The sequence below is a fragment of the Kitasatospora sp. NEAU-69 genome (assembly GCF_057158765.1).
Genome location: NZ_JBWXUE010000003.1, coordinates 281,061 through 298,683, shown reverse-complemented (window position 1 = coordinate 298,683; position 17,623 = coordinate 281,061). Strand labels below are relative to the sequence as shown.

Sequence of the window (17,623 nt, the reverse complement as noted above, 5' to 3'; positions counted from 1 at the left end):
GCAGAAACCGTGTCGAACGACCCGAACGACCCGAACGATCTGAACAGCCCGAACGGCCTGACCACGGCGACCGTGGACCGCGCAGCCGGCTACCGGCTGCTCGACGAATACCAGGACCGCGCCACGCAGGCGGCCGCGCTGCCCGCACTGGAGGCGATCGCCCCGGGGTTCCCGGACTGGATCGTCACCAGCCTCTTCGGTGGCACCTACCAGCGCCCGGGCCTGGAGCCGAGCGAGCGCCAACTGGTCAACCTGGCTGCGCTCGCCACACTCGGCGGGGTGGATCCGCAGCTGGCCGGGCACATCCGCAGCAGCCTGCGGGTCGGCCTGACGCAGCACCAGGTGGTCGAGGTCTTCGTCCACCTCGCGCCGTACATCGGCACGCCGAAGGCGCTGGCCGCGCTGCGCGTGGCGGCGGCCACCTTCGCCGAACTGGCGACCGAGGACGGTGCCGAATGAGCGGCACCGCCACCACCGCCACCGTGCGCACCGTGCTCGGCCCGCTCGACCCCGCCGAGCTCGGCGTCACCGATGCGCACGACCATCTCTTCATCCGCAGCCCGCAGTTGCCGGGTCAGGAGCTGGACGATCCCGCCGCCGCGGCAGCCGAGCTCGCGCTGTTCCACGCGGCCGGCGGGCAGGCGGTGGTCCAGTGGACGCCGTACGGGATGGGCCGCCGCGCCGCCGACCTGCCCGGGCTCTCGCGCGGCTCCGGCGTGCACCTGGTGGCCGCGACCGGCCTGCACCAGTCGATCCACTATGGTCCCGGCGAGCTGCCGGGGGAGGATCTCGCCGAACTCTTCGTCAGGGAGCTCACCGAGGGAATCCGCGGCTCCGGGGTCCGGGCCGGCCTGATCAAGGTGGCCGGCGGCTTCCACGGCCTCGACGCGCACGCCAGGCGCACCATGACCGCCGCCGCTGCCGCCCACCACGCGACCGGCGCGCCGATCGCCATCCACCACGAGCAGGGAACCGCCGGCCTGGAGGTGCTGGAGCTGCTCTGCGAGCGGCTCGAAGTGCCGCCGCAGAGCGTGATCCTCGGGCACCTCAACCGTTTCCCCGATCAGCGCCTGCACCGCGAACTCGCGACTTCTGGAGCCTACTTGGCATTCGACGGCCCGTCCCGCACGCACCACGCCACCGACTGGCGGCTGCTGGACGTGCTCGCGGCGCTCGCCGGGGCCGGCCACGCCGAGCGCCTGCTGCTCGGCGGCGACACCGTGACCGCCGCCGCCCGCGCGGCGACCGGCGGCGGTCCGGGGATGCCGTTCCTGCTGACCGGCCTGCGCCCGCGGATCATCCGCGAACTGGGCGATGAACAAGCCGATTTGATCTACCGTCAGAACCCCTCCCGCGCCTTTGCGGCACAGTGGCGGACGCCCTGAAGGCCGGTGCCGACGGTCCGGCGGAGGCAATCTGACGGAGCCTCACATGTGCGTGCCGCCGTCGATCCGGATCTCGGTGCCGGTGATGAACGAGCCGTCCTCGCTCGCCAGCATCGCGATCACACCGGCCACCGCGTCCGGGCCGGCGAAGCCCTGACCAAGCGCCGGGGCCAGCTTGGCGAGCAGGCTGAAGTCGGTGTCGGCCGGCAGGCCCGGGTTGTTGGTCATGCCGCTGTCGATGCTGCCGGGCGCCACGCAGACCGCGCGCAGGCCCTGCTTGCTGTACTCCTGCGCGATGGCGTGTGTGAAGGACTGGATACCGCCCTTGGTCGCGGCGTACGCGGCCATGTACGGGTGGGCGAAACTCGCCGAGGTGGAGCTGAAGTTGACCACCACGCCGGGCCGGTCGGCGAGCAGCGCGGGCAGCGCCTCGCGGGTCATCAGGAAGGTGCCGGTCAGGTTGACCCTGAGCAGCAGGTTCCAGAAGTCCAGGCTGGTCTCGTGGGTGTGCGAGGAGCGCAGGATGCCGGCCGCGTTGACCAGGACGTCGAGCCCGCCGAGCCGTTCGATCGCCGCGGCGGTGCCGGTGCGCACCGAGGTCTCGTCGGAGATGTCCAGCACGGCGGTGGTCAGCCGGTCCGCGGTGCCCGCGGCGGCGGCCCGCTCGGCGGTGGCGGCCAGGCCGGCCTCGTTGACGTCGACCGTGACGACCCGACCGCCCTCGGCGAGGATCCGGTGCACGGTGGCCTGGCCGATGCCGGAGCCGCCGCCGGTGATCAGGACTCGGCGGTCGGTGAATCGCTGCATGGTGGTGCTCCGTTCGTGAAGACCGTTCGTGACGACGGCCGGTGGGCGCGTGCCGCCGGTGGCGAGGCCGCCGCGGTACGGGTGGCCGCAGAGGGGCCCCGGAGGGGAACGCGCCATCCACCGTACGCCTAGGTGGCACAGTGTGCCACCTAGGCAGAATGTGACACGCATCCCGGGGGCACGTAGCTTGGGGGCATGACAGACCGCGCCGACCGCCCCTCCCTCGCCGAGCGCAGGCGGGCCGAGACCCTGCTGGAGATCGCCACCGCGGCCGCCGCGCTCTTCGCCGAGCAAGGGGCGGAGGCCACCACGGCCGAGGACGTCGCCCGCGCGGCGGGCATCGCACCGCGCACCTTCTACCGCTACTTCCGCACCAAGGAGGAGGCGGTCGCCCCGCTGCTCGCGGCCGGCGGCCGGCGCTGGACGGCACTCATAGCCGCGGCACCGGCCGATCTGGCGGTGCCGCAGGCGCTGGAACATGCCGCGGTGGAGGCGCTCACCCCCGCCGACGCGGCGGGTGCCGAGGCGCTGAACTGGACCATCGCGCTGCTCACCGACCCCGGGCTGCGGGCCGTCTGGCAGTCGGTGCACCGTGATTCGGAGGACGAGCTGGCCCGGGTGCTCGCCGAGCGCTGCGGTCCGGCGGCGGACCCCTTGGAGGTCCGGCTGGCCGCGGCCGCCGCGACGGCCGCGATCCGGGTGGCGCTGGAGCAGTGGGCGGCCGCCGCGGTCCCGGGCGGCCCGGCGCCGACCACCGGCCCGGACTCGCCCGGCCGGCTGGCGGCACGCTGCGTCCGGGAGCTGACGGCGGGTCTGCGGCTCTGGGACGGCGCACGCGAGGAGAGCCGCTGAGCGCAGCGACGAGCAGACAGGTCCGAGGCCGCGTCAGGCCGAGGCTGCGTCAGACGTCAGACGTCAGACGCAGCCTCGGGGTCACCGCCGTCGCACGCACCGTCAGGCCAGCGGCTCCAGCGTGCCCGTGTGCAGCTCGCCGACCCGGCCGCCCTCGCCCTCGTACGTCCAGAACACGCGAACGGTCAGCGCGCCGAGATCCATCACATGGCTGACCGTCAGGCCGCTCTTCTCGGTCCAGCTGACGAAGTAGACCTGCGGCGCGACCAGCGCGACGTGCAGTGCCACGTCGTCCCACTGTCCGGCGGACTCGCCCAGGCCCTCCCAGCGCAGCCGGGTGCCGTCGGCCGAATACGCGTTGCGGAACGCGGCGCCGTTGTCGACCTGGAAGAGGTACGTGCGGCCGGCGAAGCCCGGCAGGGCGGGGGTCTCGGTCATGCTCGCGAATGTCCTCGTTTCCGGTCTGATCTGCTCTGGAGCGGTCCGCACCGCCCCGCCAGGTCGGTCGGGCGATCCGGTGCGCTCCCAAAGCTATCCGACCCGCGTCACGGAGGGACAATGGTCACGCGACACGCGCGTGCTGCCGCACGTCGGTCCTCGGGCCAGCGGGTGGCCCGCCGGCGGACGCGGTGCCACGGCGAGTCGGGAGGCCGACATGCGCAAGGTCGTCGACTGCCGGGACATGCCGAGTGACACGAACTGCACGCTCTGCATCTCCGGTACCGAGGAAGAGGTCGTCCGTGCGGCGGCCGAGCACGCCGTCTCGGTGCACGGCCACCAGGACGGCAAGGAACTGCGGGACATGATCAGGAGCGGCCTCAAGGACGAGCTGGTCCTGCAGCACACCTGAGCGGGTTGGGCGTATTCGCCCCCACGGGTCAAGCCGCGCCCCCGGGACGTACGGGATTCACCGTATGGCCCGGGGCGCGGGCGTTCTGCTGCACTGGGAGGGAACGCACAGCGAGGAGGTGGGAGCCATGGCCGGCGGTCAGGGGACCGGGTTGGACGAGGACAAGGTGATGGAGTTCCTGGGCCGGGTGGTGACCGACGCCGGTGCGGCCGTGTCGGGGCTCTGCACCTCGCTGGGTGACCGGCTGGGCCTGTACACCGCGATGGCCGGCGCCGGCCCGATGACGGCGGCCACGCTCGCCGAGCGGACCGGCCTGCAGGAGCGGTACCTGCGCGAGTGGCTGGCCGCGCAGGTGGCGGGCGAGTACGTCCAGTACCAGGCGGACGGCGACACCTACCTGCTGCCGGACGAGCACGCCGCGGTGCTGGCCAACCCCGAGGCGCCGACCTACGCGGCCGGCTTCTTCACGATGATGCAGGCGCTCTACGGCACCGAGGACACGCTGATGGAGGCGTTCCGCACCGGGCACGGGGTCGGCTGGGAGGAGCACAGCAACGCGCTCTTCGCCGGCACCGCCAAGTTCTTCCGCCCGGGTTACACCGGTGCGCTGGTCCCGGAGTGGATCCCGGCCATGAACGGCACCGAGCGCAAGCTGCGGGACGGCGCCGAGGTGGCCGACGTGGGCTGTGGCTACGGCTACTCGACCATGCTGATGGCCAAGGCCTACCCCACCTCCCGGTTCCACGGCTTCGACTTCCACGCGCCGTCGATCGACGCGGCCCGCAGTATCGCGGCCGAGCAGGGCATGTCCGAGCAGGTGACCTTCGAGGTGGCCACCGCGCAGGACTTCCCGGGCGACGGTTACGACCTGATCACCTTCTTCGACTGCCTGCACGACATGGGCGACCCGGGCAGTGCGCTGCGGCACGCCCAGGAGGCGCTGGCCGACGAGGGCGCGTGCATGATCGTCGAGCCGAACGTCTCGGCCGACGTCCGGGAGAACGCCAATCCGATCGGGCGTGCGGTGGTCTCCGCCAGCGTCGCGATCTGCCTGCCCTCCGCGCTGGCCCAGCACGGCCCGATGGCGATGGGTAACCACGCCGGTGAGGACGCCATGCGCCACCTCGCCGACGACGCCGGGCTGCACCACTGGCGGCTGGCGGCCGAGAGCCCGGTCAACCGGGTCTACGCGGCGAGCCGCTGAAGGGCGACGAGCCGCTGAACGGCGGCCGCCTCCGCAGCCCGCAGCCCGCAGCCCGCAGTCCGCAGTCCGCAGTCCGTAGCCCGCAGTCCAGAGTCCACCTGTCACCGCAGTCCGCCTCGCTTGGGCCGGGCGGCCGCCGGAGCCGGGTTTGTCGGGGCCCGGCTTGACCCGGCCCCCTGGACGGAGCACGCTCCAAGAGTGGCTCCGTCCGGGGAGGCCGGGTTGCGGCGTGTCTGCGCCGTGATCGACCTGCTGCTCGATGCCGTCGACGAGGAGACGCTCCTCCCGGCGCTGCTGCCGCTGCTGCTCCGCGCGGTGCCGGGGGACTCGCTCACCTGGTCCACCCGGACCACGCTCGCACGCTTCCCGAGGCACACGCCGGTGAACCTGTACAGCCCGGAGGCGGAGGCCGGCTTCTACCGGTACGCGCCCGAGGACCCGTTCTTCCGGCACACCGACATCACCGGGCCCGGCGTCCCGCTGCGCCGCTCCGACCTGCAGAGCCTCACCGACTACCACCGGCTCGGCACGTACAACGCGGTGCTGCGCGCGGTGGACGCGCAGTACCAGCTGGGGATGGCCTTCCCGGCCGGCTGGTCGGGCACCCGGCGGCGCACCGTCGCGCTGATCGTGAACCGCTCCGCCGGCGACTTCGCGGACGCCGACCTGGAGGCGGCCACGCTGCTGCGGGCCCGGCTGGGCCACGCGCTGGACCGGCTGGCGCCGCCGGTGCGGGTGCCCGCGGAGCTGTCCGCCCGGCTGTCCGCCCAACTGCCCGCCGAGCTGGCCGCACGGTTGACCGCGCGCGAGGCCGCGGTGCTCGACCTGCTCGCCGGCGGGCTGACCGACCGTCAGATCGGGCGGCGGCTGGCGGTCTCGCCGCGCACCGTGGACAAGCACCTGGAGCACGCCTACGCCAAGCTCCGGGTGCACAGCCGGGTGGAGGCGGCGGTGGTCTGGCAGGCGGCAGGCCGACTGCCCCCGGTCGGCGTGCGTCCGGGGGCAGTCGGTGGGTCTCGCCGGCCGCTCTGAGAGCGGACCGGCATCGTCGATCGGACCGCGATCGGACCGCGATCAGGCCGCGATCAGGCCGCGATCAGGCCGCGATCAGGCCAGGTCAGGCCCGTTTCAGCAGCTGAAGTCGACCAGGTAGAACGTGGAGTAGTGGTCGGACGTGTAGTAGTCCGAGCCGTCCTGGCCGGTGATGATCCGGCGGGTGCCACGGGTCCGGGCGCCCGGCGTGACGACCGTGTACTCCTGGTAGTAGCCGTCCGGCTCGCTGGGCAGCACGCCCTCGCGGTTCTGGAAGGTCTCGCCGTCCTGGGAGTACGGGAACGGGCCGCCCTGGGCGATCAGGTTGAGCGTGTCGTCCGCCTGGCTCGGCAGCGTGCTCTGGCAGACGTTGCCGCTGACGTCGGCGTGCGCGTCGGTGGCGGTGAGCGCGATCGGGGCCAGCGAGATCAGGCCGACGGTGAGAACGGACGCGGTACGCGACTTCAACGCGCGTAGAAGAGTGTGCATGGCAAGCAGTCTGAGGCCGCATCAGGGCGGCTGAGAAGGTGCCACGGGGGTACTCGGCGAGTCTTCATGTCCATGTAACTGTCACGTGGTCTGAGTGTTTGCTGTGCGCTGACTGGGAGCATGCCGGACGTCCGCCGTGAGCCGTTACGGGTGAATTGGTGTGAGTCGTCTGACATTGTGATTGATCTTCTGATCTGCCTAACCTGCAGGTCGCTCGCCCCCCCACGGCGAGCCCGACCGCCGGGGCGCCGAGTCCTGCCCGCCCGTCGTCCGGAACCAGAGCACCGCACCGGGCAGGAGCGGGGGACCCACGGTAGTGCTGCGACCCCGCTGACGCGTCTGCCCGTCACGCGCGGTCACGGCTTGGGGTGAAGCCGTGCCTTCCCGGCGGCCGGGCCACTTGCGGCCCGAACCCGACAGCTCACCTCGCAGGCGTCGCAAGAGGACCGCTCATGATCTCTTCCGCCACCCCCGTCCGCCTCGGCGTCGTCGCCGGCGCCCTCGCGCTGGTCGCCGTCCCGATCGTCGGCCAGGTGCCCGCCTGGGCCCGCACCTCCGCGCCCACGACGCCCAGCGTCACCCAGGACCGGCTGACGCCCGGCACCGCGACCACCGGAGCGGCCACCACCGCCGCACTGACCGTGCACTCCGGCTCCTGCTTCACCGTGAGGTCGCTGGGTGTCGGCGTGCGCGACGCGGCCGGCGACAACCTGGACTTCCCCGGCTCGCGGAGCAACGTGCAGCTCTGCCCGGGCGGGGTGTCGCTGACCACCGGCGCGCGGACCTTCGCGACCGGGTCGTACAGCATGTTCGGCTACTACCAGGACCAGGCGGGTACCTGGCACAACCTGCCGGCCCACACGCTGACCGTCGCCCCGGCGCAGACGCAGACGCAGACGCCGACCCCGGCGCCCGCCCCGACGCCGACCTCGACGCCCACCGTCACCCCGGCCCCCGCGCCGGCCCCGACGCCGAGCACCAGCCCGTCCACGTCCCCCGCCGCCCCCGCAGCGCCGGTCGCCGGCAAGTCGCTGACCTGGTCGGACGAGTTCAACGGCCCGCTGAACAGCGCCCGCTGGAACACCAGCAGCAGCACCGCGTACCAGTACGGCAACCACAACCCGAACGACAACAAGCTGGACTGGCTCGACCCGTCCGACGTCTCGGTCGCGAACGGTGTCGCCACCTTCACCGCCCAGCCGAGCAGCCACACCCTGGAGAACGGCAAGCAGGCCTGGACCACCGGGTTCCTGACCACCGAGGGCACCAGCGAGGGCTTCAAGGTCAAGACCGGCGACTACGCCGAGACCCGGGTGCAGCTGCCGGGCACGGCCGGTGCCTGGCCGGCGCTGTGGACCTGGTCGAACGGCAACGGCGAGATCGACTCGTTCGAGTACCACCCGGACAACCCGAACCTGCTGGAGCTGACCAACCACGTCAACCCCGCGCAGAAGTACTACACCGACGCGAACGCGGTGAAGCCCGGCCAGTGGGTGACCATCGGCACGTACTACGGCGCCAACTCGGTGGACTACTACGTCAACGGCGTCAAGGTCTTCTCCGACAACACCGGCGTGGGCGCCAACTGGTCGGCGTACCTGATCCTCAACCTGTCGATCAGCGCCGGCGAGTACCACCCGGCCCCGACCGGCACCGCCCCGATCAGCTTCGCCGCGGACTACGTGCGCGTCTACCGCTGACAGCTACCGGCGACGATCGCCTGAGGATCATCTGACGATCAGGTCCCGGAGACCCGAATCACGAATGGCGCGCTGTGGTTCGCCGGATTCGGGTCTCCGGTGCTTTCCACGCTCACCCGCCCGCCCGCCAGCGTCCCGCGCGCGGTGGCGGCGATCCGCACCGGCACCGTCGCGGTCGCCGAGCGCTGCGCCCGCAGGCCCGCCGGGAACGGGCAGCGGACCACCGAGGCGGTCGCGTTCGCCGTGCAGCCGGCCGGGAAGTACGGCCCCACCGCCGTCGCACCGACTGGCAGCCGGACCACGACGGTGAACGCGCCGGCGGTCGCCGACCCCTCGTTCGCGACGAACCCGTGCACCGTGGTGCTGCCGCCGGGCGGCGCCGGGGCGGGGTCCATCGGCACCACGGCGAGGTCGGCCTGAGCGACCGCCGGGGCGGCCGCCGGGTCAGCCGCCGCGCCGAGCAGGGCGGCGGTCAGCACGGGCGTGAGCAGCAGCGGGACGAGCAGTGGTCGCATGCCGTCACTTTACGTACGAGGCCGGTCACCCGGCATCAGGGCGCCAGGACCGCGCCCAGCCGTTCGGCGATCTGGCGCATCACCGGCACCAGCGCCGCGCCGCCGCTCTGCTCCTCCAGCGCCCGGATCCGCGCCTCGGGGCCGGAGACCGAGAGCGCGGTCGGCGTCGGCGCGCCGGGGACGGCGACCGCGATGCAGCGCACGCCGATCTCCTGCTCCTGGTCGTCCACCACGTAGCCGGCCTCGCGCGCGGCGGCCAGCTGGCTGAGCAGCGCGTCCGGGTCGGTGACGGTGAACTCGGTGTGCGCGGGCAGCGGGTTCGGGCCGAGCACCGCGCGCGCCTCGTCCTCGGGCAGCTGGGCCAGCAGTGCCTTGCCGACGCCGGTGCAGTGCGGCTGCACCCGGCGGCCGACCTCGGTGAACATCCGCATCGAGCGGCGCGACTGCACCTGCCCGACGTAGACCACCTCGCCGCCCTCCAGTACCGCCAGGTTGGCCGTCTCGCCGGTGGCCTCCATCAGCTCGGCCAGGTACGGACGGGCCCAGCTGCCGAGCAGCCGGCCCGCGGTCTCGCCGAGCCGGATCAGCCGCGGGCCGAGTGTGTACCGGCGCGCGGTGTCCTGGCGGACATATCCCTGCTGTGCGAGGGTACGAACCAGCCGGTGGATGGTCGGCATCGGCAGGCCCGAGGTGCTGGAGAGCTCACTGAGGGTGGCGATCCCGTTCGAGTCGGCGAGCGCCTCCAGGAGCTGGAAGGCGCGCTCGACCGACTGCACGCCGCCGGGGGCGGCGCGCTCTGGTGCTGTCGAAGCTGCGTCGGGGGTGCTGGCCACCGGCGTTCCCTTTGCTCTCGGGGGAGGAGTAGAGTCCCAGCGATCCACTCAACAAACCGTTGAAATTCTGTATCGCGGAAACTAGTCTCCACCTTACAGAATCGAACTGCCACCGTAGGTGGGTCGTATCGAGGGAAGCCTCCACCGGGGCTCCCTACATTGGCTCAACCGTCCAAGGAGTGTCCTGCCCATGGCCACAGACCAGGGATCTGCCGGCGTCACCTCCGCCGCTCCGGTCGTCACTGTCGCCGGTCCGCGCGTCGCCCGTGCGGAGGAGGTGCTCACTCCCGAGGCGGTCGCGTTCGTGGTCGGTCTCCATCGGACGTTCGACGGCCGTCGGCAGGAGCTGCTCGCCCGCCGCACGGCCCGCCGGGTGGAGGTCGCCCAGGCCGGAACGCTCGATTTCCTCGCCGAGACCGCCGAGATCCGCGCCGCGGACTGGCAGGTCGCTCCGGCGCCGCGAGCGCTCCAGGACCGCCGGGTCGAGATCACCGGACCGACCGACCGCAAGATGGTGGTGAACGCGCTCAACTCCGGTGCCAAGGTCTGGCTGGCCGACTTCGAGGACGCGACGTCCCCGACCTGGCACTCGGTGGTCTCCGGTCAGATCAACCTGATCGACGCGTACGAGGGCCGGATCGACTTCACCTCGGAGCAGGGTAAGCACTACAAGCTCAAGCCCGCGGCCGAGCTCGCCACCGTCGTGGTCCGCCCGCGCGGCTGGCACCTGGACGAGAGCCACCTGATGGTGGACGGCGTACCGGTGGCCGGCGCGTTCTTCGACTTCGGCCTCTACTTCTTCCACAACGCGAAGCGGCTGCTCGCCAAGGGCGCCGAGGACCCCAACTCGGGGCCGTACTTCTACCTCCCGAAGACCGAGAGCCACCTGGAGGCCCGGCTCTGGAACGAGGTCTTCACCTACGCCCAGCGCCAACTCGGCATCGCGCACGGCACCATCCGGGCCACCGTGCTGATCGAGACGATCACCGCCGCGTTCGAGATGGAGGAGATCCTCTACGAGCTGCGCGACCACGCCGCCGGGCTCAACGCCGGCCGCTGGGACTACCTCTTCTCGATCGTCAAGAACTTCCGCGACGCCGGCGAGCAGTACATCCTGCCCGACCGCAACAGCGTGGGCATGACCTCGCCGTTCATGGCCGCCTACGCCCGGCTGCTGGTGCAGACCTGCCACCGGCGCGGCGCCCACGCGATCGGCGGCATGGCCGCGTTCATCCCCAGCCGCAAGGACGCCGCGGTCAACGCGGCCGCGCTGGAGAAGGTCAAGGCGGACAAGGACCGCGAGGCCGCGGGCGGCTTCGACGGCTCCTGGGTGGCGCACCCGGACCTCGTCCCGGTCGCCCGGGCGTCCTTCGACGCGGTGCTCGGTGACCGGCCGAACCAGAAGGAGAACCCCGGCTCGGCCGAGCAGGTGACGGCGGCCCAGCTGCTCGACATCGCCGGCTCCGGCGGCTCCTGCACCGAGGCCGGGCTGCAGAACGCGGTCGCCGTCGGTCTGCGGTACTGCGAGGCCTGGCTGCGCGGTCTGGGCGCGGTCGGCATCTTCAACATGATGGAGGACGCGGCCACCGCCGAGATCTCCCGCTCGCAGATCTGGCAGTGGATCCACAACGGCGTGGTGCTCGCCGACACCGGCGAGAAGGCCACCGCCGAGCTGACCCGCCGCCTGATCGCCGAGGAACTGGCCACGGTCAAGGCCGAGTTGGGCGACGAGGTCTTCGCGGCCGGCCGGTGGGCCGAGGCCCGCGAACTCTTCGAGCAGGTCGCGCTCGCCGAGGACTTCGTCGATTTCCTGACGCTGCCAGGCTACGCACTCCTCGGCTGAGCACCGCACTCCGATTCGTACGGTCCACCGGGGCGAACACTCCCCGGTGGACCGTGCGCTTCCTGCCACGAAAGGCTTATGCACCATGGTCCGCATGTTCCTCAACGGCCAGGCGATGCGCGGCGGCGAGTTCCACCCGCTGCTCGCCGGCGCGCCGTTCCTGGGCGAGGTCCGCACCGCGCCCGGCCACCGCTTCTTCTCGATCGGCGACGTCTGCCCCGGCCTGCTGCCCGATCCGGCGGTGGACACCGCCATCGAGGGTGAGCTCTACGAGCTGAGCCTGGAGCTGCTGCGCGACGTGATCCTGCCCGGTGAGCCGCCGGAGCTGGAGTTCGGCATCATCCGGCTCGCCGACGGCAGCGCCTGCTTCTCGATGCTGCTCGCCCGCGGCGAGTCGGAGCGCGGCGTGCACAAGGAGATCACCGAGTTCGGCGGCTGGCGCGCCTACCTGGCCACGCTCGGCCGCACCTTCTGAACCGGGACCTGCTGAACCGGATCGGCTAAGCAGCTACTTGCTGGGCCGGGACCGGCTGGGCTCCGGTCTCCCGGGGCCCGTCCGCGGGCCCGTCCGACCGGCCCCGGCTCGGCCCGGGGCGCAGCATCACCGCGGCGACCAGCAGCGCGAGCACCATGATCGTGGCGCTGCCGGTGAACGCCGTGTCCAGGCCGCGCACTTGGTGGTGCAGTGGGCTGCCTGAGCCGTGCCGGGCGGCGCTGCCGTAGAGCGAGACCAGTACGGCGGTGCCGACCGTGCCGCTGCTCCACTGCAGCGTCTGCATCAGGCCGGCCGCGGCGCCGGAGCGGGCGGGGCTGACGCCGGTCAGCACCAGCACGCTCATCGGCATGAAGCTGAGCCCCGCGCCGACGCCGGTCAGCAGCATCGGCCCGCACAGTGCGGCCAGGTAACTGCCGTGCTCCGGCAGCCGGGTGAGCCACAGGTTGGCCAGGATCAGCAGCGTGGCGCCGGTGAGCAGCATCGGACGGGTGCCGGTACGGGCCAGGACCCGGGGCAGCAGGCGCACGGTGACGAACATCGACAGCGTCAGCGGCAGGAAGCCGAAGCCGGTGCGCAGCGGGCTGTAGCCGAGCACGTCCTGGAGGAACAGCGTCAGGAAGAAGAAGGCCGGCAGCATCCCGGCCGGGATCAGCAGCATGCTGACGTACCCGCCGACCCGCACCCGGTCGCGCAGCAGCTCCAGCGGCAACAGCGGCTCGCTGGTGCGCAGTTCGACCAGCAGGAAGGCCACGAGCAGCAGCGCGGCGGCGAGGAAGGCGGTCAGCGTCCGCCCGTCGCCCCAGCCGCGGTCGCCGGCCTGCAGGAACCCGTACACCAGCGCGCTGATGCCGAGCGTGCCGGTGAGTGCGCCGGCGGCGTCGAACCGGCCGGGGTGGCGCGGTGGTTCGGCCATCACCCGGGGAGCGGCGAACGCCACCGCCAGGCCCACCGGGACGTTGATCAGCAGCGCCCAGCGCCAGGAGAACCAGCTGGTCAGCAGCCCGCCGAGGACCAGGCCGACCGAGGCGCCGATCCCGGCGGTGGCCGAGTAGAGGCTGAGCGCCCGGTTGCGCGGCGCGCCCTCGGCGAAGTTGACGGCGATCAGCGCGAGCACGTTGGGCGTGGTGAGGGCCGCGCCCACGCCCTGGAGCGCGCGGGCGGCCAGCAGCCAGCTGCCACCGGCGGCCAGGCCGCCGAGCAGCGAGGCGAGCGTGAAGAGCAGCACGCCGACGGTGAAGGTGCGCCGCCGGCCCAGCCGGTCGCCGAGCCGGCTGCCGAGCAGCAGCAGGCCGCCGAAGGTCAGCGAGTACGCGTTGGGCACCCAGGACAGGCTGGTCGCACTGAAGTGCAGCTGGCGTTGCAGGGCGGGCAGTGCGACGTTGACCACCGTCGAGTCGATGCCGATCATCAGATACGCGCCGACCAGGACGGTCAGCGTGGCCCCTGAACCTCGATCAGGGGTGGCGGCGGTGTCGGATGTCGGGGCAGGGCTTGTCATGGGCGGGCTCCAGCGGGCAGAGAAGCGGACTGAGCTGTCTACCGCGCCGGCCTAGCAAGCCGCTAAAGCGCCCGGAGCCGGGCAGGCGCTCCACGCCGGCTGATCGGCTCGGCCCTTACGGGTGCCGCCGCCCATGTGGTCCGTATGCGAATGGTGTGTTCGGTGCGAATCGGGGCCCGCGTGGCCGTTCGCTCCTGGTGGGATCGCCAATGGCCGGGACTTCAACGAGTTGTTGAAGATGGCCCTGCGGAACTCTTGACGCCCTGGCGGGCCGCCACCTACCGTGGTTTTCGCATCCTAGAAGCATTATTCCGCATAGTGGAAACACTCGGTGCGGAACCGAGTCGGTCAGGAGTCACCCGATGCCTCGAATGACAGCCGCCCGCGCAGCAGTTGAGATCCTCAAGCGCGAAGGCGTCGAGGTCGCGTTCGGCGTGCCGGGCGCCGCGATCAACCCCTTCTACAAGGCGCTGAAGGAGGGCGGCGGCATCCGGCACACGCTGGCCCGCCACGTCGAGGGCGCCTCGCACATGGCCGAGGGCTACACCCGCACCAAGGCGGGCAACATCGGTGTCTGCATCGGCACCTCGGGCCCGGCCGGCACCGACATGATCACCGGGCTCTACTCGGCGATCGCCGACTCGATCCCGATCCTGTGCATCACCGGCCAGGCACCGGTCGCGAAGCTGCACACCGAGGACTTCCAGGCCGTCGACATCGCCTCGATCGCCAAGCCGGTCACCAAGGCCGCGACCACCGTGCTGGAGGCCGCGCAGGTCCCCGGCGTCTTCCAGCAGGCCTTCCACCTGATGCGCTCCGGCCGCCCCGGCCCGGTGCTGATCGACCTGCCGATCGACGTGCAGCTGACCGAGATCGAGTTCGACCCGGAGACCTACCAGCCGCTGCCGGTCTACAAGCCGGCCGCGACCCGCGCCCAGATCGATAAGGCGATCGGGTTCCTGCTGGAGTCCGAGCGGCCGCTGATCGTCGCCGGTGGCGGCGTCATCAACGCCGACGCCGCGGACCTGCTGGTCGAGTTCGCCGAGCTCACCAACACGCCGGTCATCCCCACCCTGATGGGCTGGGGCATCATCGCGGACGACCACGAGCTGAGCGCCGGCATGGTCGGCGTCCAGACCTCGCACCGCTACGGCAACGCGAACTTCCTGGAGTCGGACTTCGTCCTGGGCATCGGCAACCGCTGGGCCAACCGTCACACCGGCTACAAGCTGGACGTCTACCGCGGCGAGCGCAAGTTCGTCCACGTCGACATCGAGCCCACCCAGATCGGCCGGATCTTCGCCCCGGACTTCGGCATCGCCTCCGACGCCAAGGCCGCGCTGGAGCTCTTCATCGAGGTGGCCAAGGAGCTCAAGGCCGCCGGCAAGCTGCCCGACCGCAGCGCGTGGGTCGCCTCCACCCAGGAGCGCAAGGCCACGCTGCAGCGCCGCACCCACTTCGACAACGTGCCGATGAAGCCGCAGCGCGTCTACGAGGAGATGAACAAGGCCTTCGGCCCGGAGACCCGCTACGTCACCACCATCGGCCTCTCCCAGATCGCCGGCGCGCAGATGCTGCACGTCTACAAGCCGCGGCACTGGATCAACTGCGGCCAGGCCGGCCCGCTCGGCTGGACCACCCCGGCGGCCCTCGGTGTCGCCACCGCCGACCCGCAGACCCCGGTGGTCGCGCTCTCCGGCGACTACGACTTCCAGTTCATGCTGGAGGAGCTGGCCGTCGGTGCCCAGCACAAGATCCCGTACGTCCACGTGCTGGTGAACAACGCCTACCTGGGCCTGATCCGTCAGGCGCAGATCGGCCTGGACATCAACTTCCAGGTCAACCTGGAGTTCGAGAACATCAACTCCCCGGAGCTGGGCGTCTACGGCGTGGACCACGTCAAGGTCGTCGAGGGCCTGGGCTGCAAGGCGATCCGGGTCACCGACCCGAGCGAGCTCGGCGCCGCGTTCGAGCAGGCCAAGAAGCTCGCCGCCGAGCACCAGGTGCCGGTCGTGGTCGAGGCGATCCTGGAGCGGATCACCAACATCGCGATGAGCAAGACGGCCGACATCAGCGACGTCAGCGAGTTCGAGGAGCTGGCCACCGAGCCCGGCCACGCCCCGACCGCGATCCTGGCGCTCAAGGGCTGATCGCAAGGGCTGATCGGTCCGATCACCCCGCCAGAGCACCCCGCCAGATCACCCTGTCCGGGCCCGCTGACCGAGCGTCAGCGGGCCCGGACCGCCTTTGCCGCCTGGGCCAGCTTCGCCGCCGAGCACGGCGTGCCGCGGGTCAGGCTGTAGTCACCGGCGATCCGGTACGTGCCGGGCGTCGGCGCGTACAGCATGGTCCAGTCGCCGGAGGCGGCCAGGCAGCCCACCGCGCCGCCGGTCGCGCTCGCGATGCCCAGCCACGGCGACCAGGGCAGCAGCAGCCGCACCGGGCCGGCGACGGGCACCTGGACGGTCAGCGCGGCCGGCCCGGCCTGCTGGACGACCGCCGGCGGTTCGGCCAGCGGCTCGGCGTCGGTGACCTGGAACAGCCGCCAGCTGCCGTGCTGCCACACCTGCTGCAGCCAGGGCTGGCCGGCCGCGACCAGCGCCGCCTCGTCCACCGCGGCGTCGTCGGGCCGTTCGGTGGAGAGCGCGACGTAGCCGACGCCCCAGTGCCGCAGCCAGGCGTGGTAGTCGTCGGGGGAGAGCTTGTCGGCGTAGAAGAGCGGATTGCGGGTGACGTCCGCCTGCCGGTTCCAGCCGCGTGCCAGATCGACGTACGGCGACACGCCGGCGGCCTCCCAGTGCGAGGCGAGCGGGACCACCTCGACCCGGGCCCGGTCCGCGCCGACCCGGTGCAGCTCGTCGATCAGCGCCCCGCCGTCCCGGGCCGGCGCCGAGACCGGGACGGTCACCAGCAGGTCCCCGAGCGTGCGCCCGGCCAGCCAGCAGGCCACCGAGAGGAACGCCACCGCGACCATGCCGCGGCCACGCGCCAGCCGCCGCCAGCCGGTGTGCCGCGGATCCGGCCGCACCGCTGTGTCACCCGGCTGCGCTGTGCTGCCTGGCTGCGCTGTGTCGCCCGGCCGCACCGCCGAGTCGCCCGGTCGCGCGCCGAGCAGGACGGCCAGGAAGACCGTCCCCGCGAAGAGCAGGCTGAGCCGCTCGACGTTGCTGCCCACCGGCGAGGGGATCAGCCAGACCAGGAACACGCCGAGCGCGTAGACCAGCGCGCCGCGCCGCACCACCCGCCACGAGGACGGCACCAGCCAGGCGACCGACAGCGCGGCGGCGATCACCGGCGCCGCCGTGAACCAGTCGAACGGCTGCACGCCGGAGAACGGGAAGAGCAGCGTGGTGGCCGCCACCACGACCACCGGCGCCGCGGCCAGCGGATAGCTGTCCCGGCGCCGTCCGGTCAGGAAGAGCGCGGCGGCCACCACCTCCAGGAAGAGCCCGACCACCGGGCTGCCCAGGGTGGCCAGCGCGGCCAGCCCGAAGAGCGCGCAGCCGCGCAGCCGCAGCACCGTCGGGGTGAACGCGAGCAGCACCGAGCCCAGCCCGAACGCCACGCCGACCGCGAAGGTCACCCGGCCCGAGGCGACGTCACACCAGAGGGCGAAGGCGGTCCACAGCGCCGGCGCCAGCGGCCGGGCAAGGCCCGTGCGCCGCAGCAGCGCGGCCGCCAGCGCGGCGGAGGCGGTGCCGGCCAGCACGCCGGTGGTGCGCACCCCGATCAGACCCATCAGGTACGGCGAGAGCACGCTGTACGAGGCGGTGTGCATCCCGCCGTACCAGGAGAGGTTGTACGCCGCCTCGGGGTGCTGCCGGGTGAACTCCATCCAGGCGTACTGGGCGGCCAGGTCACCGGCGTCGTTGGCCAGCGCCACGGCCCAGATGCCGTGCAGCACCGCGGCCAGCAGGGTGGCGGCGACCACCGGATGACGCAGCGCGGCGGCCAGGACACGCCCAGGGCTGGCACGCCCAGGGCTGGCAGCGGGCAGCGCCGGGCCCACGGTGGTCATATCGTGTCTCTTTCGGCCGTCGAGGTGCAGTGCTGATGAGCAGTAACCTACGTGCCCACCCGGCACGGCACGCCGCAGCCCCGGACCCTCGCCGTGGGTCC

At 72.1% G+C, this 17,623-nt stretch carries 17 protein-coding genes and 1 riboswitch; of the genes, 10 read left to right on the top strand and 7 right to left on the bottom strand.

Annotated elements, in window-relative coordinates; all coding sequences use genetic code 11:
* Window positions 1-9: 9 nt before the first annotated feature.
* Together AC060L_RS05600 and AC060L_RS05595 are read left to right on the top strand one after the other, a co-directional pair.
* A complete protein-coding gene (locus AC060L_RS05600) occupies window positions 10-459 on the top strand; it encodes a carboxymuconolactone decarboxylase family protein (protein WP_483797350.1) in 450 nt (149 codons plus the stop codon).
* The gene (locus AC060L_RS05595) at window positions 456-1,385 is read left to right on the top strand and encodes a phosphotriesterase family protein (protein WP_483797349.1); all 930 of its coding nucleotides are present in this window, start codon (window positions 456-458) and stop codon (window positions 1,383-1,385) included. Before AC060L_RS05600 ends, AC060L_RS05595 begins: the two co-directional genes overlap by 4 nt.
* A gap of 42 nt (window positions 1,386-1,427) precedes the next feature.
* Here the strand turns inward: AC060L_RS05595 and AC060L_RS05590 are convergent, their stop codons facing one another.
* Window positions 1,428-2,192, bottom strand: a complete 765-nt coding sequence (locus AC060L_RS05590) for an SDR family NAD(P)-dependent oxidoreductase (protein ID WP_483797348.1) — start codon at window positions 2,190-2,192, stop codon at window positions 1,428-1,430.
* 195 nt (window positions 2,193-2,387) lie between these two features.
* On the opposite strand from AC060L_RS05590, the gene AC060L_RS05585 reads away from it, so the two are divergent.
* The gene (locus AC060L_RS05585; protein ID WP_483797347.1) at window positions 2,388-3,044 is read left to right on the top strand and encodes a TetR family transcriptional regulator; all 657 of its coding nucleotides are present in this window, start codon (window positions 2,388-2,390) and stop codon (window positions 3,042-3,044) included.
* Window positions 3,045-3,146: 102 nt separating this feature from the next.
* Here AC060L_RS05585 and AC060L_RS05580 read toward each other — a convergent pair whose 3' ends face one another.
* Entirely contained in the window at window positions 3,147-3,482 is a 336-nt protein-coding gene (locus AC060L_RS05580; protein WP_483797346.1) for a MoaF-related domain-containing protein, read from the bottom strand.
* A gap of 217 nt (window positions 3,483-3,699) precedes the next feature.
* Between AC060L_RS05580 and AC060L_RS05575 the strand changes: the two genes are divergently transcribed.
* The 3 genes from AC060L_RS05575 to AC060L_RS05565 all read left to right on the top strand — a co-directional run bounded on the left by AC060L_RS05575 (window position 3,700) and on the right by AC060L_RS05565 (window position 6,130).
* Complete coding sequence (locus AC060L_RS05575) at window positions 3,700-3,894, top strand: DUF1059 domain-containing protein (RefSeq protein ID WP_483797345.1); 195 nt, start codon at window positions 3,700-3,702, stop codon at window positions 3,892-3,894.
* 127 nt (window positions 3,895-4,021) lie between these two features.
* Window positions 4,022-5,098, top strand: a complete 1,077-nt coding sequence (locus AC060L_RS05570; RefSeq protein ID WP_483797344.1) for a class I SAM-dependent methyltransferase — start codon at window positions 4,022-4,024, stop codon at window positions 5,096-5,098.
* A 198-nt stretch (window positions 5,099-5,296) separates the two neighbouring features.
* On the top strand, window positions 5,297-6,130 hold the full coding sequence (locus AC060L_RS05565; RefSeq protein WP_483797343.1) for a helix-turn-helix transcriptional regulator: 834 nt from the start codon (window positions 5,297-5,299) through the stop codon (window positions 6,128-6,130).
* A 96-nt stretch (window positions 6,131-6,226) separates the two neighbouring features.
* Here the strand turns inward: AC060L_RS05565 and AC060L_RS05560 are convergent, their stop codons facing one another.
* Complete coding sequence (locus tag AC060L_RS05560; RefSeq protein WP_483797342.1) at window positions 6,227-6,619, bottom strand: guanyl-specific ribonuclease; 393 nt, start codon at window positions 6,617-6,619, stop codon at window positions 6,227-6,229.
* Window positions 6,620-6,891: 272 nt separating this feature from the next.
* Window positions 6,892-7,068, top strand: a riboswitch (cyclic di-AMP (ydaO/yuaA leader).
* A 3-nt stretch (window positions 7,069-7,071) separates the two neighbouring features.
* On the opposite strand from AC060L_RS05560, the gene AC060L_RS05555 reads away from it, so the two are divergent.
* On the top strand, window positions 7,072-8,319 hold the full coding sequence (locus tag AC060L_RS05555; RefSeq protein ID WP_483797341.1) for a glycoside hydrolase family 16 protein: 1,248 nt from the start codon (window positions 7,072-7,074) through the stop codon (window positions 8,317-8,319).
* Between the two features lie 38 nt (window positions 8,320-8,357).
* On the opposite strand, the gene AC060L_RS05550 is transcribed toward AC060L_RS05555, so the two are convergent.
* Window positions 8,358-8,834, bottom strand: a complete 477-nt coding sequence (locus AC060L_RS05550) for a hypothetical protein (RefSeq protein ID WP_483797340.1) — start codon at window positions 8,832-8,834, stop codon at window positions 8,358-8,360.
* A gap of 35 nt (window positions 8,835-8,869) precedes the next feature.
* Window positions 8,870-9,667, bottom strand: a complete 798-nt coding sequence (locus AC060L_RS05545) for an IclR family transcriptional regulator (RefSeq protein ID WP_483797339.1) — start codon at window positions 9,665-9,667, stop codon at window positions 8,870-8,872.
* A gap of 190 nt (window positions 9,668-9,857) precedes the next feature.
* Between AC060L_RS05545 and aceB the strand changes: the two genes are divergently transcribed.
* Complete coding sequence (gene aceB, locus AC060L_RS05540) at window positions 9,858-11,510, top strand: malate synthase A (protein WP_483797338.1); 1,653 nt, start codon at window positions 9,858-9,860, stop codon at window positions 11,508-11,510.
* A gap of 94 nt (window positions 11,511-11,604) precedes the next feature.
* On the top strand, window positions 11,605-11,985 hold the full coding sequence (locus tag AC060L_RS05535; RefSeq protein WP_483797337.1) for an allophanate hydrolase-related protein: 381 nt from the start codon (window positions 11,605-11,607) through the stop codon (window positions 11,983-11,985).
* A 25-nt stretch (window positions 11,986-12,010) separates the two neighbouring features.
* Here the strand turns inward: AC060L_RS05535 and AC060L_RS05530 are convergent, their stop codons facing one another.
* The gene (locus AC060L_RS05530; protein WP_483797336.1) at window positions 12,011-13,504 is read right to left on the bottom strand and encodes an MFS transporter; all 1,494 of its coding nucleotides are present in this window, start codon (window positions 13,502-13,504) and stop codon (window positions 12,011-12,013) included.
* 371 nt (window positions 13,505-13,875) lie between these two features.
* Between AC060L_RS05530 and gcl the strand changes: the two genes are divergently transcribed.
* On the top strand, window positions 13,876-15,654 hold the full coding sequence (gene gcl, locus AC060L_RS05525; RefSeq protein WP_483797441.1) for a glyoxylate carboligase: 1,779 nt from the start codon (window positions 13,876-13,878) through the stop codon (window positions 15,652-15,654).
* Between the two features lie 77 nt (window positions 15,655-15,731).
* Here the strand turns inward: gcl and AC060L_RS05520 are convergent, their stop codons facing one another.
* Window positions 15,732-17,522: an MFS transporter gene (locus tag AC060L_RS05520; protein ID WP_483797335.1), complete on the bottom strand. Its 1,791-nt coding sequence runs from the start codon at window positions 17,520-17,522 to the stop codon at window positions 15,732-15,734.
* Between the last annotated feature and the right edge of the window lie 101 nt (window positions 17,523-17,623).